Here is a 21,510-nt window from a genome sequence, read left to right on the forward strand (position 1 = left end):
GCGAAAGCAACGAGAATGCGAAGCCTGCCGCCGGGAGAGAGCCATGAAATCGCCGATCTGCGACATGCTGGGGATCGATTTCCCGCTGCTCGCCTTCAGCCATTGCCGCGACGTCGTTGCCGCCGTCAGCCGCGCCGGCGGGTTTGGTGTATTGGGGGCGACGGTGCATACGCCGGATACGCTCGAGCGTGAGCTGAAGTGGATCGACGATCACGTCGACGGCAAGCCCTACGGCATCGACGTGCTGATCCCGGAAAACATCTCGACCGCGGGCGAGAAGGACGTCACCTGGAAGAGCCTGGAAGCGCGGGTGCCGCAGGAGCACCGCAACTACACGCGCGATCTGCTGAAGAAGTACGACATCGAGCTGACCAGCAGCGAGGTCGCGGACAACCAGCCGCAGCCGTTCGACGGCAAGACCGCGCTTCAGCTGCTCGAGGTCTCCTTCGATCATCCGATCCGCCTGATCGCCAACGCGCTGGGCGTGCCGCCGAAGGCGATGATCGAGATGGGCAAGAAGCATGGCGTGCCGGTCGCAGCGCTCGTCGGCGCCAAGGAGCACGCGCTGCGCCAGGTCGCCGCCGGGGTCGACATCCTCGTGGTGCAGGGCACCGAGGCTGGCGGCCATTGCGGCGAGGTCTCGACCATGGTGCTGGTGCCGGAGGTGATCAAGGCGATCAAGCCCATCCGCGACGTGCCGGTGCTGGCGGCCGGCGGCATCATGACGGGACGGCAGATGGCGGCCTGCATGGCGATGGGCGCGGCCGGCGCCTGGACCGGCTCGGTGTGGCTTGCGACCGTGGAGGCCGAGACCACGGAGATCTTTCGCGAGAAGATGATCGCGGCCTCCTCGCGCGATGCGGTGCGCTCGAAGGGCCGCACCGGCAAGCCGGCGCGGCAGCTCCGCTCGGTCTGGACCGATGCCTGGGACCGCGCGCCGGACAGCCCGGGCGCGCTGCCGATGCCGCTGCAAAGCATCATCAGCCGCGACGCCTTCCATTCGATCGACCGGGCCGCCGCAAGCGGCAACGCGAGGGCGCGCGATCTCGTCAGCTATTTCGTCGGCCAGGGCGTCGGCCTGATCGACAGCGTGAAATCGGCGGGTGCCGTGGTACAGGAGTTCAAGCAAGATTTCGCCGAAGCCGTCGAGCACATGAATGCGCTGGTGGCGGACTAGTCACGACCTCGTCATTGCGAGCGCAGCGAAGCAATCCGGACTGCCTCCGCGGAAAGATCCTGGATTGCTTCGCTGCGCTCGCAATGACGAAACAAATGACATCGTGAATTGAAGCATGACAGATAAGAACAAGAATCCCGAAGACCGCATCCCCGTCATCGTCGGCATCGGCGAAATCGTCGATCGCCCCAAGGAGATCACGGAAGGCCTCGAGCCGCTCGACCTGCTCGAACAGGCGCTGCGGCGCGCGGAGGCGGACGCCGGTGCAAAACTGCTCGGCGAGGTGCAATCGCTCGACGTCGTCAATTTCCTGAGCTGGCGCTATCGCGATCCGGAGCAGCTCTTGGCGCAGCGCCTCGGCATCTCGCCTGCGCATTGCTATTACGGCCCGGTCGGCGGCGAGAGCCCGATCCGCTACATCCACGAGGCGGCCAAGCGCATCGCGCGCGGCGAGTGCAGCGTTGCGGCGGTGTGCGGCGCGGAGGCGCAATCGACCGCGACCAAGGCGGAGCGCGCCGGCATCAAGCTGCCGTGGACGCCGTTCGCCCATGACGTCGAGGAGCCCAAGCGCGGCGCGGCCTTCCAGAAGCCCTTGGCAGTGAAGCTCGGCGTGTTTCGGCCCGTCACGGTGTATCCATTCTACGAAGCGGCCTCCTCGGCGCATTGGGGCCAGACGCCGCGCGAGGCGATGGCGGAATCAGGCACGCTGTGGTCGCGCTATTCGGAAGCCGCCGTGCAAAACCCCAATGCCTGGCTGAAGCGGCGTTACGCGCCTGAGGAGATCACGACACCGACCGCGGACAACCGCCTGATCGCCTGGCCCTACAACAAGCTGATGGTGGCCAACCCCAGCGTCAACATGGGCGGCGCGCTGCTGCTCACCAGTCTTGCCAAGGCGCAGGCGGCCGGGGTCGCCGAGGACAAACTGGTCTACCCGCTCGGCGGTGCTTCGGCGGAAGAGCCGCGCGACTATCTGCTGCGCGACCAGTTTTACGAGAGCCACCCGCAGAACGCCGTGCTCAAGAGCGTGATGGACCTCGCGGGCGGCGACGGCAACAAGTTCGACGCGATCGAGCTCTACAGCTGCTTCCCCTGCGTGCCCAAGATGGCGCGGCGGACGCTGGGCTTGGGACCCGACGTGCAGCCGACCGTGACCGGCGGCCTCACGTTCTTCGGCGCGCCGCTCAACACCTACATGACGCATGCGGCCTGCTCGATGGTGCGGCGTGTGCGCGACGGCGCCAGGCTCGGCTTGCTCTACGGCCAGGGCGGCTTCGTCACCAAGCACCACGCGCTGGTGGTGTCGAAGACGCCGCCGCGCGAGACGCTGGCGCAGGAGACGAGCGTGCAGGACGAGGCCGACCGCAACAAGCGCGCGGTGCCGGAGTTCGTTAACGAGGCTTCGGGCAAGGGCAAGGTCGAGAGCTTTACCGTGCTCTACGGCCGCGGCGGCGACGTCGAGCACGGCGTCGTGATGCTGCGGACAGAGGACGATCGCCGCACGCTGGCGCGGATTCCGCCGAGCGATGGCGCGACGCTGGCGCATCTGCTCGACATGGACCGCACCCCGGTCGGCTCGCTCGGCGAGATCGCTATGGCAGCCGATGGCGTGCCGGAGTGGCGGGCGGCGTGATCTCGTAGGGTGGGCAAAGCGAAGCGTGCCCACGACCTTCGTGTGATCCGGAAAGAATGGTGGGCACGGCGCAAGAGCGCCTTTGCCCACCCTACGAGATCCGCCTGTTTTTCCGACACGGTCGAGACTCAGGCAGCGCGGACCGAGCTCAGGAACCTGCCGACCTCGGTCTTAAGCCGGCTCGAATCGTTCGACAGCATCTGCGCCGCGGACAGCACCTGCGATGAGGCCGTGCCGGTCTCGGTCGCGCCGCGCTGCACGTCGGTGATGTTGGACGAAACCTGCTGGGTTCCCTGCGCCGCCTGCTGCACGTTGCGCGCAATCTCCTGCGTCGCGGCGCCCTGCTCTTCCACCGCAGCGGCGATGGCGGACGAGATCTCCGACAGGCGCTCGATGGTCGAGGAGATCTCCTTGATGGCGCCGACCGAATCATTGGTCGCCGCCTGGATGCCGGAAATCTGCTGGCCGATCTCGCCGGTCGCCTTCGCGGTCTGCTCGGCGAGCGCCTTCACCTCGGAGGCGACGACGGCAAAGCCGCGGCCGGCTTCGCCCGCGCGCGCCGCCTCGATGGTGGCATTCAATGCCAGCAGGTTGGTCTGACCGGCGATGGTGTTGATCAGCTCGACGACGTCGCCGATGCGCGCGGCGGCTTTGGACAATTCGCTGACGCGCTCGGTGGTGGCACGGGCCTGACCGACGGCATCGCCCGCCATCCGCGCCGATTCCTGCACCTGGCGGCTGATCTCGCCGACCGACGAGGCCATCTCCTCCGTGGCTGAGGCCACCGATTGCACGTTTGTCGAGGCTTCCTCCGAAGCGCCGGCCACCGTGGTCGCCAGCCGCTGCGAGCGGTCGGCGGTCGCGGTCAGGGTCGAGGCGGAGGCCTCTAACTGGCTCGAGGCCGACGACACCGTCTGCACGATCTCGCCGATCATCGTTTCGAATTCGCGGGTGATGTTGTCGACGCGGCGGCCGCGCTCGATCTTGGCTTCGGCATCGGCTGCGGCGGCCTCGTCGGCCGCCTTCTTGGCGATCAACGCCTCCTTGAAGATCTGGAGCACGTCGGCCATAGCGCCGATCTCGGTCCTCTCGCCGCGATGCGGGACTTCGGCGGAGAGGTCGCCCCGGCCCAGCGCCTGCATTGGCAGGGTGATCGAGTTGATGCCGCTGGAGACGTCACGGACGAGATAGAAGCCGACGCCGACGCCGCTGACGACGGCAGCGCCGAGAATGATCGAAACCAGCATGAACGCATGATAGTAGCTCTCGGCGGCGTCGCTGGCGGCCTGATTGCCGCCCTTGGTGTTGAGATCAATGTCCTTCTGCAGGACCTCGTCGGACTTCAGGCCGATCTTGTTGACGGTCTTGGTATTGAGCTCATGGGACGCATGCGGAACTTTGCCCGCCTCCATGCGCGACAGTTCCATGACGTCCTGGGCGCCCTTCTGGTACTCAGCCCACAACTTCGACCATTCGCCATAGAGCGCCCGCTCTTCCGGCGAGGTGATCATCGGCTCGTAGTTCTTTCGAGCCTTGGCCAGCATCTCCGTGACGGTCGCCGCAGTCTGCTCTGCCGCCAGCTTGTCATCCAGCGTCTCGGACAGCATGTGCTCGCGGACCACGTTGCGGTAGGTGATGACGGCGGCCCGGATCTCGCCCAGCACCCGCACGCTCGGCATCCAGCTCGTCGTGATGTCGACCGTGTTGGCGTTCATCGACCGCATCTTCATGACGGCGAGCAGGCCCATGCCGGCCATCGCGACCAGCAGGAACGCCACGACACTGATGATCTTGGCGCGGATGGAAATGGTGGCGAGCATAATAGGAGTCTCATTGTGCTGGCGGCGGTGCCGCGCCCGGAAGTTCTACGAATCAACCAAAGGGAGCAGCACCGACATCCGACAGCAGAGCACCCGTGCAGGTGTCAGCGACGACTCCGTGCGAGTTACGGAGCCCGAAACAAGTGAACAGGCGGCTAAGAACGCCCTGCGCTCAGCGCATGAGCCTAAGCGCATCCGTGAAGAACTCCGCGCCGCCGAAATTTCCGGACTTCAGGGCTAGCAACATGTCGCCAGCTTCCGAGCCGACCGCGCGCAGCACCGGAACTCCCGCAGCGATTTCCACTCCTACGAGAAATCCGGGAATCCTCAACCGATCGACCACGGCGCCGGATGTCTCGCCACCGGCGACGACCAGGCGCCGGACGCCGGCCTGAACCAAGCCCTCGGCGATATCGGCCATGGCCTGCTCGATGGCGTGGCCGGCGGCATCCCGGCCGTGGCGTGCCTGTACGGCGGCAACGGCTTCCGGCGTCGCGCTCGAAGCGATCAGCACCGGACCTTCCGCAAGCCGCGGCCTTGCCCAGTCCAGCGCGCGCTGCGCTTCGCCGGCGCCCGCGACGATCTGCTCGGGATCGAGATGGAGCACCGGCATGATGCGTTCGGCGACGGCAATCTGCTGAAGCGTCGCCTGCGAGCAGCTGCCGGCAAGACATGCGGCCGGTCCGCCGACCGCAGCGCCGGTTTCGCTGCTCGGCGGCGCCGACTTCACCTTGCCCGTCGACACCAGCGCGCGCGCAAGCCCGAGGCCCATGCCGGACGCGCCAACCGACAGAAGGTGTTCGGCGGCGACGAGACCGATGGTCTCGAGGTCGCGGTCGAACACGGCGTCGATAATCGCGGCACCGATGCCCTTGGCGGCGAGCTCGGCCAAACGTGCCCGCACGGCCTCCGCGCCGCGCGTGACGGTGGCGAGATCGACGAGGCCGATCTGCGTCCTGCTCTGGCGCGCCAGCACGCGCACCAGGTTGGAATCATGCATGGGGTTGAGGGGATGGTCCTTGAGCGGGCTCTCGTTGAGCGGCACGGCGCCGACGAACAAATTGCCCTGATAGACGGTGCGCCCGGTCTCCGGAAAAGCCGGCGTCACCAGCACGGCTCCCTCTCCGCAATCGGCACGCAGCGCGTCCATGACGGGGCCGATATTGCCGGCGTCGGTGGAATCGAAGGTCGAGCAGATCTTGAACAGCACGTGGCCCGCGCCGCGGCCGCGCAGCCATTTGTCCGCCGCGCGCGAGCGCGACACGGCAAGGCCGGCCTCGATCGAGCGGCTCTTCAAGGACACCACGACGGCATCGACCTCGGGCAGCGCCAGATCGTCGGCAGGTATGCCGATGGTCTGGACGGTGCGCAGGCCCGCGCGCGTCAGCGTGTTGGCGAGGTCGGAGGCGCCGGTGTAATCGTCGGCGATGCAACCCAATGCAAGTGTCACGGCTTCACTCCCGCATAGGGCTTGAACCAGGCGAGGCCATCGGTGGTCTTGCCGCGTGGATTGTATTCGCAGCCGACGAAGCCGGCATAGCCGAGCCGGTCGAGCTCATCGAACAGGAACGGATAGTTCAGCTCCTCGCCGTCGGGCTCGTTGCGCGAGGGAATGCTGGCGATCTGGATGTGGCCGATGATCGGCATCATCTCGCGCAGCCGCATGGTGACGTCGCCGTGGATGATCTGGCAGTGATAGATGTCGAACTGGAGTTTCAGGTTCGGAAGCCTCAGTTCCTGGATCAGATCCCGCGCGAAGCCGAAATCGTTGAGGAAGTAGCCGGGCACGTTGCGCGCATTGATCGGTTCGATAACGACGTCGATGCCGTGCGGCGCGAAGAATTCCGCAGCCCAGGCCACCGATTTGTAGAAGGCCTCGATCGCGGCGCGCTCGCTGCGGTTGGCGATGCCGGCCATCAGGTGCAAGCGCTTGACGCCGGTCGCCTTGGCATAAGGCAGTGCCGTCTCCAGGCTCGCCTTGAGATCGGAGAAGCGTGATGGCAGCGCGGCAAAGCCCTTCTCGCCGGCGTTCCAGTCGCCCGGCGGCATGTTGAACAGCGCCTGGGTCAGGCCGTTGCGCTTGAGCCGCTCGCCGACGGCCTCGGCGGGATGCTCGTAGGGAAACAGGAACTCGACCGCGGTGAAGCCCGCTTGCGCAGCGGCGTCGAAGCGGTCGAGGAACGGCACCTCGGTGAACATCATCGAGAGATTGGCGGCGAAACGGGGCATTGGAGATCCTCTTACTTGTCGCCGGGCAGCTTGACGCCGGTGACCTGCGCATACATCCGCGCCACCGATGCGTCATCGTCGCGGCCCATGCCGGCGGCCGACGTCATCAGGAACATCTGGAGCGCGGCGGCGGAGACCGGCACCGGGAATCGGGCGCTGCGCGCCATGTCCTGGATGATGCCGAGATCCTTGACGAAGATCTCCACCGCGCTGCGCGGCGTGTAGTCGCCGTCGAGCACGTGCGGCATGCGGTTCTCGAACATCCAGGAATTGCCGGCCGAGGCCGTGATCACCTCGTAGACCTTGCGGATGTCGAGGCCCTGCTTGGCCGCGAACGCAATCGCTTCGCTGGCGGCGGCGATGTGAACGCCGGCGAGCAGCTGATTGATCATCTTGAACGCAGCGCCCTGCCCGGCGGCATCGCCGAGCTCGTAGAGCTTGGCAGCCATGGCATCGAGCGCCGGCCGCGCTTTGGCAAAGGCGGCCGGGCTGCCGGAGGCAAGAATCGTCAATTCGCCTTGCGCGGCGCGCTGTGCTCCGCCGGAGATCGGCGCATCCAGATAATGCCGGCCGGTCGCCTCCAGCTGCTTAGCCAGGCGCCGCGCCACATCCGGGTCCATGGTCGCCGAGGAGACGAACACGCTGTCCTTCGGCATGGTCTCGGCGGCGCCATCCTTGCCGAACAGGATCGCCTCGGTCTGCGCGGCATTGACGACGACGCTGACGACGATATCGGCGTCCTTGGCCGCTTCGGCCGGCGTCTTGGCTCCCGCGCCGCCGTCCTTCACGAAGCGCGCGACGGCATCCGCCGAGACGTCGCAGCCGGTCACGGCGTGGCCGACGCGCTTGAGCGAGGTCGCCATGCCAAATCCCATCGAACCGAGCCCGACGACGGCGATACGCTGACTTTGTGACGTGGAGGCGGACATATGCAACTGACCCTTGCGAACGTTTCCCGGATGGCCGCCCTTTTGCGGCAGCTTGGCAACCGAATAACACGGCTTGGCCGCGCTGCCAAAGCGTGAGACAAGCAGGCATGACGGCCATGAGAACCGAAACGAGCAACGAAACAAGGCTGCGCGAGGAGATTTGCCGCTTCGGACGATCCCTGTTCGAGCGCGGGCTGACGCCAGGCTCCTCCGGCAATATCAGCGTCAAGCTGGACGACGGAGGCTGGCTGGTGACGCCGACCAACGCCTCGCTCGGTTTCCTCGATCCCGCAAAACTGTCACGGCTGGATAGCGGGAGCCGGCTGGTCTCGGGCGATGCGCCGACCAAGGAAGTTCCGCTGCACACGGCCCTCTACGATACGCGCGGAAGCGCGCGGGCCATCGTGCATCTGCACTCCACGCATTCGGTCGCGCTGTCGATGCTCCCCGAGATCGACCCGCGCGCCGCGCTGCCGCCGATGACGGCCTATTACCTGATGAAATGCGGCGCCACCGCACTCGTGCCCTATTACCGCCCCGGCGATCCCGCGGTCGCGGATGCGATCAAGGGGCTGGCGGGGAAATATTCATCCGTGCTGCTCGCCAATCACGGTCCGGTCGTTGCCGGCGACACGCTGGAAGCCGCCGTGTTCGCCACGGAGGAGCTGGAGGAGACGGCGAAGCTGTATCTGCTGCTGCGCGGGATGAACCCGCGGTATCTGTCGCCGGACCAGGTGAAGGATCTGGTGAAGGTGTTCGGGGTGACGCTGCCGGAGCATGGGCACGACGATTGAGCCTCGCTCCAACCTCGTCACTGCGAGCGCAGCGAAGCAATCCAGAATCCCTCCGCGGAAAGACTCTGGATTGCTTCGCTACGCTCGCAATGACGTAGAGCCTGTGAGCCAATTCGTTTTGTTTCGGCTTCGGCATCAAGGGGTGGTATCGCCCCTTGATGGGGGAAGCCGGCGGCGTCAGGCTGTTGGTTATCTATGCTTTTGCGAGACGATGCCCTTGCAGGATGTTGTTGGTGAGGGCGTACCAGAGCACGACGGCACGGACCTTCTCGATGCCGCGCACGGTCAGTTGCCTGAGGTCCCAGTTGCGCCAGCGGGCATGGATGCATTCGCAGATGGTACGGGCCTGGTACTGTGCCTTGCCGGCTTCGCTGGCCATGCGAGCACGCCAGGCCGCTATGCCAGGACCGTCGCTGCTCCGGGGTAAGAAGGGATCGACACCGCTCCTGGATTGGGGCGGTGGACAGTAAACCTCGATGCCCTCGCCATGCGCCCATTCGATGTCGTCGCCAGTGCAGAACCCGCCATCGGCGAGGTAGCGGCGTGGCAAGCGCTTCAGCCGAGCGCGCGTTCGCTCCAGCATCGGGCGCATCAAGCCACGATCTGAGCCGCTGTTGTCGACATCGATCGCGACCACGATCAGTTCGCCAGCCGCGCTAGCCACCTGCACATTATAGGCCGGACGGAAGCCGGCATCGGCCATCTTCATCACCCTGGCCTGCGGGTCGGTGGTGGAGGCCCGAGGCTCCTTCGGCTTCTTGCCATTGCCGCCCTTGTCGTCGAGCTGTTTTCGCTTGCGCTTGATCTCGGCCAGCGCGGCCTGCGCGGCTTGCACCCGCTCGCTGCGTTCGCGCGCCGCCCGCTCTTTGGCGGCCCGGATCCGCCGATTGCTGGCTTCCGGGTCCGCATCGACCTCGCGCTTGAGCTCTTCCACAATGGCCTCGGCCTGCGCCATCTGCCGATCCAGCGTCGCCTCCCGCCGGAAAGATCCGGTCCCGGCATTCGCTCGTATCCGCACCCCGTCCTGGGTCAGCTTCTCCAGATCGACCAGCCCTGCCTCGTTCAGGGCCACCAGATGTTCAACCAGCAAACGGTCGAGCAAGTCGGCACAGCCGACCCGGAAGTCCGACAGCCCGTGATGGTTCAACGACACGCCACCGCAGAGCCAGCGGTAGACGTCGTGGCTGTCGCAGAGCCGGTCCAGCGCCCGCGCGCTGCCAACGGCATCGCTCGCGGCGTACAGCCAAAGCGCCAGCAACAACCGTGGCGATGGCGCCGGATGGCCCGGCCTGTTTTCCCGTGCCTTGACGCGATCTTCCAGCTCGCTCAGGTCCAGCCCTTCGACATAAGCCCAGATCACCCGCGCTGGATGATCCTGCCCGATCAGGCTGTCGATATCGACCGCTCGCAATTCGACCTGATTGCGCACAGGCTCGCGCAGCCGAGGTGCGCCTTGCGGCACCGCTTCGGTTCGTGCCGACTGCTCCGGCAATTCACCAAAAAGTCCGTCGTCAGCCATCATCCTCTCCAGCAGATCAGTCTGCCCAGAGAATCACATTCGTCTGACGCGCGGTACAAAAGATTCACAGTCTCGTAGGATGTGGCGACGGAGAAGCCCGCATGAGCGGAGCGATATGCGGGACCAGCGGCCCCGGATATCGCTTTGCTCATCGGCTACGACACCGTCTGACACTGCCGGAATTGATTTGCATAACCGGGATCTCGAGCACATGATCCCCCTGTAATTGACTGAAGGAGTTGTTTCATCGATCGCCAGGAGAATTGTCATGGATTTCAAAGTATCCTGCACCCTCCTCTCTGCCGCCTGCTTTATTGCCCTGCCACTTTCCGCAAGCGCGCAGACGTCTACGCGCGGCGTCCCCGATCTCAAGGTCGAGGCCAACTGCAAGGCAACTCAGGAGATCGACAAGTCGCTGACCGAACCGCAGTCCTACGAGGCCTGCATGAGCGACGAGCAAACCGCACAGCAACAGCTCGGGCCCATCTGGCCGACAACGCCGGAGACAATTCGCACCCAATGCACCACCGAGGCCTCCGCCGGTGGCATCGAAAGCTATGTCGATCTGCTCTCCTGCATTCAGATGTATGGCTTCGGGCAACCCTCGGCACCCGCGTCAACGCTGCGCGGCGCAAGCAAGAATCGGAACAAGAAGCAATCGGGATAGGGATCGTAGCGAGCGGCTACAATCCGAGATACGCCTTCCTCACGTCGGGATTGCCCTTGATCTCCGCGGACCGGCCCTGCATCAGCACGCGGCCGGTCTGCAGGATGTAGGCGCGGTCGGCGATCTCCAGGCACTCGGCCATGCGCTGCTCGACGATCAGCACCGTCATTCCGGCGTCGCGGATGCGCTTCACCGCCTGGAAGATCTCGTCCACCAGTTTCGGCATGATTCCTTGCGAGGGCTCGTCCAGCATCAACAGCCGCGGTCGCGTCATCAGGGCGCGGCCGATGGCGAGCATCTGCTGCTCGCCGCCAGAGAGCGTCTCGGCGCGCTGCTCCAAACGCTCCTGAAGGCGCGGAAACAGGTTGAAGACGAGATCGAGCGGCCCTTCGCGGTCCGCCTCGCCGCGGTAGAGATAGCTGCCGAGACGCAGATTGTCGCGGACCGACAGGCGCGGAAACAGGCGGCGGTTTTCCGGCACATAGGCGATGCCGGTGGCCGTGATGTGATGCTGCGCCATGCCGTCGAGGCGTTTGCCGTCGAACGTCACGGTGCCCGAACGCGGGCGTTCGGCACCGGCGATGGATTTGAGCAACGTCGACTTGCCCGCGCCGTTGGCGCCGGCGACGCAGACGATCTCGCCCTTCTCCACCTCGATCGAGACCGCGGAGATCGCGACCAGGCCCTGATAGGCGGTGGTGACTTCACGCACCGACAGCATGACGATCTCCCAGATATGCCTTGATCACCTTGGGATCGCGCACGACGTCGGCGGGCTTGCCCTCGACCAGCACCTTGCCGAGGTCGAGCACAATGGCGCGGTCGACCAGCGGCATCACGATCTCCATGACGTGCTCGACCATCAGCACGGTGATACCGGCATCGCGCACCTTGCGCACCAGGGCAACGCCGGTCTGCGCCTCGGTCGGCGTGAGGCCAGTGAGGCACTCGTCGAGCAGCAGCAGCTTCGGTTCGGTCGCAAGCGCCCGTGCGACTTCGAGGCGGCGCTTTTCGGCCGGCACCAGGTCGCTCGCGAGCACGTCGGCGCGCGCGGCGAGCCCGGTGAATTCCAGCACCTCATGCGCCTTACGGCGCGCCTCGCGCATCACGGTGTTGCGCACGAGAGCGCCGACGATGACGTTGTCGATGACCGTCATCGTCTCGAAGCTTTTGACCACCTGAAAGGTGCGCCCGATCCCGCGCTGGCAGCGCGCGGCCGCCGGCAGAGTCGTGACGTCCTCGCCGTCGAAGATGATCGAGCCCTGGGTTGGCGGCAACACGCCGGCGATCAGATTGAACAACGTCGACTTGCCGGCGCCGTTCGGGCCGATCAGGCCGACGATCTCGCCGCGGCCGACCGAGATCGAGACGTCGCTGTTGGCGATCAGACCGCCGAAGCGCTGCCAGACGCCGCGGGTTTCGAGCAGCGCGGTCATCGCGTGGCCTCCTTGCGCCGGCGCGAGAACAGGCCGACCAGCCCTTCCGGCCGCGCGAGCGCGATCAGGATGATCAGCGCGCCGTAGACGATGAGGTCGACGCCGCGGCCGGAGCCGCCGATATAGGAGCGCGTCAACTCGGTGATCGGGATCAGGATGACGGCGCCAAGCAGCGGCCCCCACAGCGTGCCGATGCCGCCAAGCACTGCCGGCAGCGCCATCAAGAGCGAGAACTGGAAGCCCATGACGCTTCCGGGATCGATGTAGGAAACGAACTGCGCATAGAAGCTGCCGCCGACCGCGACCAGGAAGGCGGAGACCGCCGCCGCGCCCATCTTCGAATTGAACACGACGACGCCGAGGCTCTCGGCCGCCTGCGGGTTGTCTTTCACCGCGCGCCACCAATAGCCCCATTTGGAATCTTCCAGCCACCAGGTGACGAACCAGGCGACGCAGGCGAGCACCAGCGCGAAGTAGAAGTATGGCAGTTTCGAGCGCGTGAACTGGAATTTCAGCCAGCTGTCGCCGCGCACAGGAATGTCGATGCCGAGGGCCGCACCGGCCCAGTCCCAGTTCTGGATCAGCAGCAATCCGATCTCGGCGATCACGATGGTGGCGATCGCAAAGTAGTGGCCGCCGAGGCGGAAGCAAGGATAGCCCAGCGCCATCGCGATTGCGGCGGAGATCAACCCGCCGGCGATCATGCCGAACCAGGGCAGCACGCCGAACTTGGTGAACAGCAGCGCGGTGGTGTAGGCACCGAGCCCGAAATACAGCGCGTGTCCGAGCGATATCTGCCCGCAATAGCCGGACAGGATGTTCCAGCTCTGCGATAACGCCGCGTACATCAGCGTCAGCACCATGATGTTCTGGACGTAGACGTCCTTGACGAACAGCGGCACGATCGCGGCGACGGCCGCAAGTCCGGCGGCGGTAATGAGGTCGCGGCGGCGCCGCGCGACGAATTGCTTGTCCATCACATCGACCCGAACAGGCCACGCGGCCGAATGAACACGACGAGCAGATAGACCGCGTAAATGCCGACCGACTTCAGCGATGGCGGCAGGATCAACGCGGTGGTGGCTTCGACCAGGCCGACGACGATGCCGCCGGCGAAGGCGCCGAACACGCTGCCAAAGCCGCCGAGCGCGACTGTGACATAGGCGATCAGCGCAAAGGACGCGCCGACGTCGGGATAGATGTAGAAGAAGGTTGCCATGATGGCGCCGGCAAGCCCGACCAGCGCACCGCCGAGGCCCCAGCCGAGCGCGAACACGCGGTTCTTGTCGATACCGACGAGGGCCACCGCGCCGGGATCTTCACGGGTCGCTTCCAGCGCGCGGCCGAAATCGGTGCGGTTGATGAACAGATAGAGCCCGCCGAACGCGGCGATCGCGACCAGCGCGCCGAACAGCTGCGGCTGCGGCAGGTAGATCCCGGCGACCGATACCGTCTTGCCGCCGAGCCATGAGTTGGGAACGCTGCGGTAGTCGGCAGTGAAGAACAGCTGCGCGAGGCCCCGCATCACGATGGCGAGGCCGAAGGTGGCGAAGATCTGCACCATGCCGACATTGGCCTTGGCACGCATCGCAAACCGCACGATCAGGAGATAGACCGCCGCCCCCAGGACAAACAGGGCGGCGGCGGCCAGCGGCGCCGACAGCAGTGGATCGATCGCGAAGAACGTGAACAGGAAGAATGTCACGTACATCGCCAGCATCAGGAATTCGCCATGGGCGAAGTTGACGACGTCCATCAGGCCAAAGATCAACGCCAGGCCGACGGCGATCAGTCCGTAAAGCAGCCCCATCAGCAGGCCGCTCGCAAGACTCTGGATAATCGTTTCTGCTGTCACGTCGCTTCGTCCCCCGCCCGCAACCTGATCGCTTACTTCATCGGCCAGACTGCATCGGCCACCGCCGCCTGCGACGGGAAGATGGTGACGAACTTGCCGCCGACATATTGCAGCAGGACCGGATCGGCATCGTTGTTCTGGCCCGATTCGTCGAACTTGACGCGCTTCCAGGGCATGATGGTCTGCTCGCCCGGCATCTCGGTCGCGGCCAGCGCGTCACGGATCTTCTCGCCCTCGGTGGATTTGGCGCGGTTGATGGCGTCAGCCATGATGATCATGGCCATGAACTGGCGCGACGTATTGTCGTTGAGATCCTTGCCCGACTTCGCCTTGAACAGATCGTTGATCTTGCCGACCATCGGCCGCTTGGCGGCGAGATCGAGCGAGAAGCTGCCGCGGGTGATCGCACCCTCGAGCTTGTCGCCGACTGCGTCGTACAGCGCCTTCTCGGAGAAGCCGGCGGCCTGCGCCACGATGGCGTTCGGCTTGTAGCCGAGTTCGGCCATGGTCTTGACCAAGAGGATGCCGTCGGTGGTGTAGCTGGAAGGCATCAGCACGTCGGCATTGGCGGCCTTGAGCTGCTGCACCTCGGCCGACAGCGACGGCGAGTTGGCGCGGTACTTGATGTCGGCGACGATCTTGTAGCCGCGCTCGGTCGCGAGCTTGGTCTGCGCGTTGGCGGAGTCGGTGCCGAAGATGGTATCTTCGTGGAACAGCGCCAGCGTGTTGGCCTTGGCGCCCTTCTTCTTCATCGCATCGAGGAAGTCGAACATCCCGGCCGAGAACATCTCGTCATGCGGCGAGGCGCGGAAATAATACTTCAGGCCACGGCGATGCAGGCTAGGCGAGGAGTTGTCCGCTGAGATGAACGGGGTCTGGTAGCGTTCGCAGATCTGGCTGATCGTCACCGCAACCGCGCTTTGATAGGAACCGAGGATGGCGCAGACCTTTTCCTGCGTGATCAGCCGCTCGGCTTCGGCGCGCCCCTTCTGCGGATCGCCCTGGGTGTCGGCATAGACAATACGGATCTTGGCACCGCCGAGACCGGGCAAACCTACGCCCTTTGCCAGCGGAAGATCGAAATCCTGGTCGTTATTGATGATGTCGATCGCGGTCTCGAAAGCACGCTGCGCATCGACACCCACCTGCGCGCCGGAGCCCGACAGGGGATAGGTTGCGCCAATCACCACTTCAGACGTTTGCGCGCGCGCAGCTAATGGCAGCAGCGCAGCGGCGGCGGTGGCTCCGAGCAGTACATCGCGGCGAGTCATCGTCATTGGCTAAAGTCCCCTGTTATCCGAATTTTTGCGCGTATCGAATGAAGCGATTGGCAAAGAGCGTAAAGCCCGAAGAAACAGCAAACGCTGCCTACTAAATCACGGCCATGGTCTTGTTCTTCAGATCCGTCACCAGCATCAGGCCGGGCGAATGCGTGATCGCGAACGGCAGCTTCGCGGCGTTGATAACCGATTGCGGCGTCACGCCGCAGGCCCAGAATACCGGAATCTCGTCTTCGGCAACAGGTACGGGATCGCCGTAGTCGGGCTTGGCAATATCCTTGATGCCGATCAGATGCGGATGGCCGAGATGCACGGGCGCACCGTGCACGGCGGGATAGCGCGAGGTGATCTGCACCGCGCGGATCGCATCGGCCGGCTTGAACGGGCGCATCGACACCACCATGGGGCCGGCGAACGGACCTGATACGCCGCAGGCGATGTTGGTGCGGTACATCGGCACGCGCACGTTCTTCTCGATGTGGCGGATCGGCATGCCCTCCTCGAGCAGCGCCTCCTCGAATGAGAACGAGCAGCCGAGCACGAAGGTAACGAGGTCGTCGCGCCAGTAGCTCTTCACGTCGGTCGGCTCGTCCAGGACCTCGCCGTCGCGCCAGACACGGTAGCGTGGCACGTCGGTGCGGATGTCGAGGTCGGTGCCGAGCGAAGGGATGTAAGGGCTGCCGACGTCGGACATGCCGATGATCGGGCACGGCTTGGGATTGAGCTGGCAGAAGCGGTGAAAGGCGCCGGCATATTCCGCCGGCAGGATCGCCAGGTTGCCCTGGACACATCCGGGGGCGACGCCGGCGGTGGAGGCAACCAGCCCCTCGCGGTAGGCGAGCCGGGCCTTGCGGCTCGGGAGGGTGTCGGGTGTTTCAGTTTGCTGCGCTGCCACCAAAACAGTCATGTGATCGACCTGCCTATAAACTCGACAAAGACAAACCAACACCAAGCGTGCTATAAAGTCTAATCGTCGTTTCTAATCAATCTCGATAAATATGATTTATCGATCGGGAAAATCCTTCCAATGCTGGACTTCAGGTCGATCGAGACGTTCCTGTGGGTTGTGAAGCTCGGCAGCTTCCGCGGCGCCGCGCAACGACTCAACACCACCCAGCCGGCGATCTCCCAGCGCATCGCCCAGCTCGAGCGCGAGATGGGCGTGAAGCTGCTGAACCGCGATCATCGCGTGGCGTCACCGACACCGAGCGGCCGGCAGATGATGGTCTACGCGGAGAAGCTGATCGGCCTGCGCGCTGCGATGATGGCGGAGATCGGCGACCGCTCGGCGATGCGCGGCGTGATGCGGCTCGGCGTCGCCGAAACCATCGTGCACACCTGGCTGCCGCGGCTGGTCAAGAGCGTGAACGAAATCTATCCGAACCTGTCGCTGGAGATCGAGGTCGACATCACGCCGAATCTCACCGCGCGCCTGCTCGCGCAGGAGATCGAGCTCGCTTTCGTCGTCGGACCGCTGTCCGCCTCCGGCGTGCACAACCGCGTGCTCGCCGATTATCCGATCGGCTTTCTCGCAAGTCCCTCGCTCGGGCTCGGCAAGGGCCCGCTGACGCCGGCGGAGCTCGCGCGGTTTCCGATCATCACCTTCCCGCGCAAGACCAAGCCTTACGAGGTCGTGCGGGAGGTGTTCGACCGGCCCGAGCTGCCGCCGATCCGCCTGCACGCGTCCGCCTCGCTGGCGACCGTCATCCACATGGCGGTCGAGGGACTCGGCATCGCCGTGATTCCCGACGCCATCGTCGAGAACGAGCTCGCCGACGGGCGCCTGCAGCTGCTCGACACCGACCTCGCCATCGCACCGCTGACGTTCACCGCGAGCTGGCTCGCCTCTCCCGACGTCGTCGCCGTGGAGCGCGTCGCCGAGCTTGCACGGCAAATTGCGCAGAGCAGCCTCGCGGTTGACGCGCCCGCACAGGCGCGTCATTGAAAAAGGCGCCGGACAAAAAGAGAGAACGACCGCATGAGCCGAGCCGCCACCAACCTGCAAATCGATTCCGCCCGCCTGTGGGGCTCCATCCACGAGACCGCGCAATTCGGCGCGACGGCCAAAGGCGGCGTGCGGCGGCTGACGCTGAGCAGCGAAGACAAGCAGGTGCGCGATTGGTTCCGCAAGGCCTGCGAGGATGCCGGACTGGAAGTCCACGTCGATGCGCTCGGATCACAGTTCGGCCTGCGCAAGGGCCGCGACATGTCGAAGCTGCCCGTCGGCATCGGCTCGCACCTCGACACCCAGCCGACCGGCGGCAAGTATGACGGCATCCTGGGAACGCTCGGCGCGCTGGAGGTGATCCGCACGCTGAACGATGCCGGCATCGAGACCGAGGCGCCGATCTGCGTCGTCAACTGGACCAACGAGGAAGGCTCGCGCTTCGCACCTGCGATGATGGCCTCCGCCGCCTATGTCGGCGACTTCACCACCGACGACATTTTGTCGCGCAAGGATATCGATGGCACGACCGTCGGCCAGGCGCTCGACAGCATCGGCTATCGCGGCGACAAGCCGGTCGGCTTTCAGAAGCTCGGCTGCTTCGTCGAGCTGCACATCGAGCAGGGTCCAATTCTGGAGGCGGAAGGCAAGACCATCGGCGTGGTCGATTCCGGCCAGGGCGTGCTCTGGTACGACGGCAAGATCTCCGGCTTCGAGAGTCATGCGGGCTCGACGCCGATGCCGCTGCGGCGCGATGCGCTGGCGACCTTGTCCGAAATCGTGCTGGCGATGGAGTCGATTGCGAAGAAGCACGGACCGAACGCGGTCGGCACCATCGGCGAGGCCGTGATCGCCAATCCCTCGCGCAACGTCATTCCGGGGGAGATCGCCTTCACCATGGATTGCCGCAGTGCCGACGGCGCCATCATGGATGCGCTCGATCGCGATCTGCGTGCGGCAATCGCCGAGATCGGCGCGCGCCGCAAGGTCGAGGTCAAGATCGATCTCGTCTGGCGCAAGCCGCCGACGCATTTCGATCCGAAGCTGATTGCTGCCGTCGAGAATGCCGCGACGACGCTCGGCTATTCCTCGCGCCGCATCACCTCCGGCGCCGGCCACGACGCCTGCAACCTCAACACGGTCATGCCGGCCGCGATGGTGTTCGTGCCCTGCAAGGACGGCATCAGCCACAACGAGCTGGAGGATGCGACGCAAGGCGACTGCGCCGCGGGCACCAACGTCCTCATGCATACCGTGCTGGCGATCGCCGGCGTCGCGTCCTGACCGGAGAGAATTATGCGCGGAGTTTTCGTCGACGCCAATGAATCGCTGGCGGTGATCATGGAGCGGCTGGAGAAGCCCGGTGATCCCAAGGTGCGGATCAACAGGAACCCCGACATCACACCCGAGCAATATCCGGAAGTTCTCGACGGCGCCGAGATCGCGATCGTCGACCACACCGCACTGCCGACGGAGGTCGCGAAGAAATGTCCCGGGCTGAAGCACGTCGTGTTCCTCGGCACCGGCGCGCGCAGCTACATGAATCCGGAAGAGCTCGCCGAGCTCGGCATCTCCGTGCATCTGATCAAGGGCTACGGCGACACGGCGGTTGCGGAATCCGCGATCGCGCTGATGTGGGCGTCGGCCCGCGTCATCGCGATGATGGACCGCGAGATGCGCGCCGGGAACTGGCTGCGCGAGGACGGCATGCAGCTCACCGGCAAGACGCTCGGCCTGATCGGCTTCGGCGGCATCGCCGCGGAGGTCGCGCGCATTGCGTCCGGTAGCGGCATGAAGGTGATCGCCTGGAACCGCTCGCCGAAGAGCCACGCGAGCGTCGAATTCACCGACCTCGACAGCGTGCTGGCCAGAAGCGACGTCGTGTCGTTGCACCTGCTGCTCAACGACGAGACGCGCGGCATGATCACGCGCGAGAAGATCTTCGCCATGAAACGCGGCGTCATCCTCATCAACACCGCCCGCGCCGCCGTGGTCGACGAGGCCGCCATGATCGACGCGCTGAAGTCGGGCCATATCCGCCACGCCGGCCTCGACGTCTTCAACATCGAGCCCCTGCCCGGCGATCATCCGCTGACGAAGCTGCCGAACGTGACGCTGTCGGCGCATTCGGCCTTCCGCACGCCGGAGGCGAGCGAGAACCTGATTGAGGCGGCGCTGGTTCACTGCCGCCGAATCGTGAAGGGATAAGAGCAACAACAATGGCCGACTATCGCATCATCAAGGCTGAGCCGCTCACCAATGTGGTCCGCGCCATCGTCAAGGCCGGCGGCTCCTCGGAGCGCGAGGCCGAGCTCGTATCGACCAATCTGGTCGAGGCCAATCTGAGGGGACATGACTCCCACGGCGTCGGCATGATCCCGCGCTATGTCCAGAGCGTCACCAATGGCGGCCTTGCCGTGAACCAGCACGTCAAGATCGTGCTCGACACCGGTCCGCTCCTCACGCTCGACGGCCTCACCGGCTATGGCCAGGTGATCGGTCATGAGGCGATGGAGTTGGCGGCTGAGCGCGCCAAGCGCAACGGCGTGTGTCTCGTCGGCCTCTCCAACTCGCACCATATCGGCCGCATCGGCCACTGGGCCGAGCAGTGCATCGACCACGGGCTGGTCTCGATCCACTTCGTCAACGTGATCTCGCGGCCGATCGTGGCGCCCTGGGGCGGCAGCGATGCGCGTCACGGTACCAATCCGTTCTGCGTCGGAATCCCGCGCGCCGGCAAGGATCCCATCGTGCTCGACTTCGCCACCAGCAGGATCGCGCAGGGCAAGACCCGCGTCGCCCACAACAAGGGCGTCGCGCTGGAGCCCGGCACCATCATCGACAATGAAGGCAAGCAGACGACCAACCCGCGCTACACCGTGATTCCGCCGTACGGCGCCATCCTCCCCTTCGGCGAGCACAAGGGTTCGGGACTCGCGCTCGTGTGCGAGATCCTCGGCGGTGCGCTCTCCGGCGGACAGGTTGTCAAGGGCCCGTCCGACGGCAAGTACAACGTCCTCAACGGCATGCTGTCGATCGTCATCGACCCGGACAAGCTCGGCACCGGCGAAAACCTCGCGCGCGAGGTCGAAAGTTTCGTCGCCTGGCACACCGGCTCACCGCCCGCGCCCGGGGTCGACAAGGTGCTGATCGCCGGCGACCCGGAACGCGAGACCAGGAAGAAGCGCCTTGCCGAAGGCATTCCGGTCGATCCAACGACGTGGCAGGAGATTCTGGAGGCCGGGAAGAAGTTCGGGCTGGATCAGGCTGCGATCGAGAAGATCGCAGGCTAGTTGCGACCGCAGCGCATCCTCGGCGTCGTTACGACCTCATGGATGATTGCGCACGGGAGTGTGGACGACGGCGAAGCATCGGCTCGCCCGCGGGGCGAATTTGAACCGGCCCGCGTTGCCTCGCGACAACGCGGATATCCCGGCTCATATCCGCTTTCGAGGTTCACATGCTCTCCCGTCTCGCAAAATTCGTGTCCGGCTCAAACCGGCCGTCGCCCGGATCCTATCTCTACCGGCAACGGCTCGCCATCTATGAGAGCGAGCTTGGCGAGCCCGAGCACACGTTCGCGGACAGCGCAGAGCGCCGGATCGACATCCACGCCTTCGGCCGCGATTTCGTCCCGGTCTGCCGGGAGGGCTCCGACGAAGGCTATGTCCTTCTCACCAACGGCATGAGCGAGCAACGGATGCACGGTGTCCCAGGGGACGCGAAGCCACGAGCCGAGCTGATGTGGTACGTCCGCGAGCCGACCGAGGAGGTCTGGGCCAATCTGCGCTGGCTGGCCAATCTGCCGTTCATCGACACGACCTGGTTCGGCTTCGGCCATCGCGTCGCGCTTCCGTGGCCGCCGGTTGCAGGAACAGACTTCCAGACGTTCCTGCTTCTCACACCGATCATCGGCCCCGACAAGGAGATCGCCGAGGCGCTGGAGATCGCGGGCGATCCCGTGGAGATCTTGACCGTGAACCTGATCTCGCAGCAGGAGCTCGCGCTGATCAAGGCCAGGGGACTCGATCCGTTTCTCGACCTGCTCGATGACAACGACTACCCGCCGATCTTCGATCCGGCGCGGAAATCGTATGTTTGAGGCCTAAGCCAAAAGCACTGCTGCCCTTCCCTTCCCCCCTTGCGGGAGAAGGTGGCGCGAAGCGCCGGATGAGGGGTTCTCTCGGCGAGCAATTCTGCGAATGATAGATCTGTCTCCGCGGAGA

Annotated in this window: 20 protein-coding genes; 9 read left to right on the forward strand and 11 right to left on the reverse strand. The window is 65.1% G+C overall.

What is annotated here, in order from left to right:
* Positions 1-43: 43 nt before the first annotated feature.
* Together ACNJYD_RS26765 and ACNJYD_RS26770 are read left to right on the forward strand one after the other, a co-directional pair.
* Positions 44-1,177, forward strand: coding sequence for a nitronate monooxygenase (locus ACNJYD_RS26765; RefSeq protein ID WP_260382826.1), 1,134 nt, complete (start codon positions 44-46; stop codon positions 1,175-1,177).
* A gap of 115 nt (positions 1,178-1,292) precedes the next feature.
* Complete coding sequence (locus ACNJYD_RS26770) at positions 1,293-2,810, forward strand: acetyl-CoA acetyltransferase (protein WP_439363809.1); 1,518 nt, start codon at positions 1,293-1,295, stop codon at positions 2,808-2,810.
* Positions 2,811-2,938: 128 nt separating this feature from the next.
* Here ACNJYD_RS26770 and ACNJYD_RS26775 read toward each other — a convergent pair whose 3' ends face one another.
* From ACNJYD_RS26775 to ltnD, 4 genes are all read right to left on the reverse strand, one after another.
* The gene (locus tag ACNJYD_RS26775) at positions 2,939-4,630 is read right to left on the reverse strand and encodes a methyl-accepting chemotaxis protein (protein ID WP_439363810.1); all 1,692 of its coding nucleotides are present in this window, start codon (positions 4,628-4,630) and stop codon (positions 2,939-2,941) included.
* Between the two features lie 172 nt (positions 4,631-4,802).
* Entirely contained in the window at positions 4,803-6,080 is a 1,278-nt protein-coding gene (otnK, locus tag ACNJYD_RS26780) for a 3-oxo-tetronate kinase (protein WP_212259795.1), read from the reverse strand.
* Entirely contained in the window at positions 6,077-6,859 is a 783-nt protein-coding gene (gene otnI, locus ACNJYD_RS26785) for a 2-oxo-tetronate isomerase (RefSeq protein ID WP_212259797.1), read from the reverse strand. The genes otnK and otnI overlap by 4 nt, the downstream gene beginning before the upstream one ends.
* An 11-nt stretch (positions 6,860-6,870) precedes the next feature.
* Complete coding sequence (gene ltnD, locus ACNJYD_RS26790; protein WP_212259799.1) at positions 6,871-7,788, reverse strand: L-threonate dehydrogenase; 918 nt, start codon at positions 7,786-7,788, stop codon at positions 6,871-6,873.
* Between the two features lie 107 nt (positions 7,789-7,895).
* On the opposite strand from ltnD, the gene otnC reads away from it, so the two are divergent.
* Positions 7,896-8,582 (forward strand): 3-oxo-tetronate 4-phosphate decarboxylase, encoded by a 687-nt coding sequence (gene otnC, locus ACNJYD_RS26795; protein ID WP_212259801.1) that lies wholly within the window; start codon positions 7,896-7,898, stop codon positions 8,580-8,582.
* A gap of 193 nt (positions 8,583-8,775) precedes the next feature.
* On the opposite strand, the gene ACNJYD_RS26800 is transcribed toward otnC, so the two are convergent.
* Complete coding sequence (locus ACNJYD_RS26800) at positions 8,776-10,104, reverse strand: IS1182 family transposase (protein WP_212257604.1); 1,329 nt, start codon at positions 10,102-10,104, stop codon at positions 8,776-8,778.
* Between the two features lie 265 nt (positions 10,105-10,369).
* On the opposite strand from ACNJYD_RS26800, the gene ACNJYD_RS26805 reads away from it, so the two are divergent.
* On the forward strand, positions 10,370-10,768 hold the full coding sequence (locus ACNJYD_RS26805; RefSeq protein WP_172784064.1) for a hypothetical protein: 399 nt from the start codon (positions 10,370-10,372) through the stop codon (positions 10,766-10,768).
* Positions 10,769-10,784: 16 nt separating this feature from the next.
* On the opposite strand, the gene ACNJYD_RS26810 is transcribed toward ACNJYD_RS26805, so the two are convergent.
* The 6 genes from ACNJYD_RS26810 to ACNJYD_RS26835 all read right to left on the reverse strand — a co-directional run bounded on the left by ACNJYD_RS26810 (position 10,785) and on the right by ACNJYD_RS26835 (position 16,246).
* Positions 10,785-11,489: an ABC transporter ATP-binding protein gene (locus ACNJYD_RS26810; protein ID WP_260382821.1), complete on the reverse strand. Its 705-nt coding sequence runs from the start codon at positions 11,487-11,489 to the stop codon at positions 10,785-10,787.
* Positions 11,473-12,204, reverse strand: a complete 732-nt coding sequence (locus ACNJYD_RS26815; protein WP_172784062.1) for an ABC transporter ATP-binding protein — start codon at positions 12,202-12,204, stop codon at positions 11,473-11,475. The genes ACNJYD_RS26810 and ACNJYD_RS26815 overlap by 17 nt, the downstream gene beginning before the upstream one ends.
* Positions 12,201-13,181, reverse strand: coding sequence for a branched-chain amino acid ABC transporter permease (locus tag ACNJYD_RS26820; RefSeq protein WP_172784061.1), 981 nt, complete (start codon positions 13,179-13,181; stop codon positions 12,201-12,203). The genes ACNJYD_RS26815 and ACNJYD_RS26820 overlap by 4 nt, the downstream gene beginning before the upstream one ends.
* Complete coding sequence (locus ACNJYD_RS26825) at positions 13,181-14,014, reverse strand: branched-chain amino acid ABC transporter permease (RefSeq protein WP_245266275.1); 834 nt, start codon at positions 14,012-14,014, stop codon at positions 13,181-13,183. Before ACNJYD_RS26825 ends, ACNJYD_RS26820 begins: the two co-directional genes overlap by 1 nt.
* A 77-nt stretch (positions 14,015-14,091) precedes the next feature.
* Positions 14,092-15,336: an ABC transporter substrate-binding protein gene (locus ACNJYD_RS26830; RefSeq protein WP_212254871.1), complete on the reverse strand. Its 1,245-nt coding sequence runs from the start codon at positions 15,334-15,336 to the stop codon at positions 14,092-14,094.
* 94 nt (positions 15,337-15,430) lie between these two features.
* On the reverse strand, positions 15,431-16,246 hold the full coding sequence (locus ACNJYD_RS26835) for a putative hydro-lyase (protein ID WP_212254870.1): 816 nt from the start codon (positions 16,244-16,246) through the stop codon (positions 15,431-15,433).
* 120 nt (positions 16,247-16,366) lie between these two features.
* On the opposite strand from ACNJYD_RS26835, the gene ACNJYD_RS26840 reads away from it, so the two are divergent.
* The 5 genes from ACNJYD_RS26840 (at position 16,367) to ACNJYD_RS26860 (ending at position 21,386) form a co-directional block, all read left to right on the forward strand.
* Positions 16,367-17,284, forward strand: coding sequence for a LysR family transcriptional regulator (locus ACNJYD_RS26840; RefSeq protein WP_172784058.1), 918 nt, complete (start codon positions 16,367-16,369; stop codon positions 17,282-17,284).
* Between the two features lie 33 nt (positions 17,285-17,317).
* Positions 17,318-18,568 (forward strand): Zn-dependent hydrolase, encoded by a 1,251-nt coding sequence (locus ACNJYD_RS26845; protein WP_212254869.1) that lies wholly within the window; start codon positions 17,318-17,320, stop codon positions 18,566-18,568.
* A 12-nt stretch (positions 18,569-18,580) separates the two neighbouring features.
* Positions 18,581-19,492, forward strand: coding sequence for an NAD(P)-dependent oxidoreductase (locus ACNJYD_RS26850; RefSeq protein ID WP_212254868.1), 912 nt, complete (start codon positions 18,581-18,583; stop codon positions 19,490-19,492).
* An 11-nt stretch (positions 19,493-19,503) separates the two neighbouring features.
* Complete coding sequence (locus ACNJYD_RS26855) at positions 19,504-20,577, forward strand: malate/lactate/ureidoglycolate dehydrogenase (protein ID WP_172784055.1); 1,074 nt, start codon at positions 19,504-19,506, stop codon at positions 20,575-20,577.
* A gap of 167 nt (positions 20,578-20,744) precedes the next feature.
* Positions 20,745-21,386 (forward strand): suppressor of fused domain protein, encoded by a 642-nt coding sequence (locus ACNJYD_RS26860; RefSeq protein WP_439363811.1) that lies wholly within the window; start codon positions 20,745-20,747, stop codon positions 21,384-21,386.
* The last annotated feature ends 124 nt before the right edge of the window (positions 21,387-21,510 follow it).

Source organism: Bradyrhizobium sp. SPXBL-02, assembly GCF_051853065.1.
GTDB lineage: Bacteria > Pseudomonadota > Alphaproteobacteria > Rhizobiales > Xanthobacteraceae > Bradyrhizobium.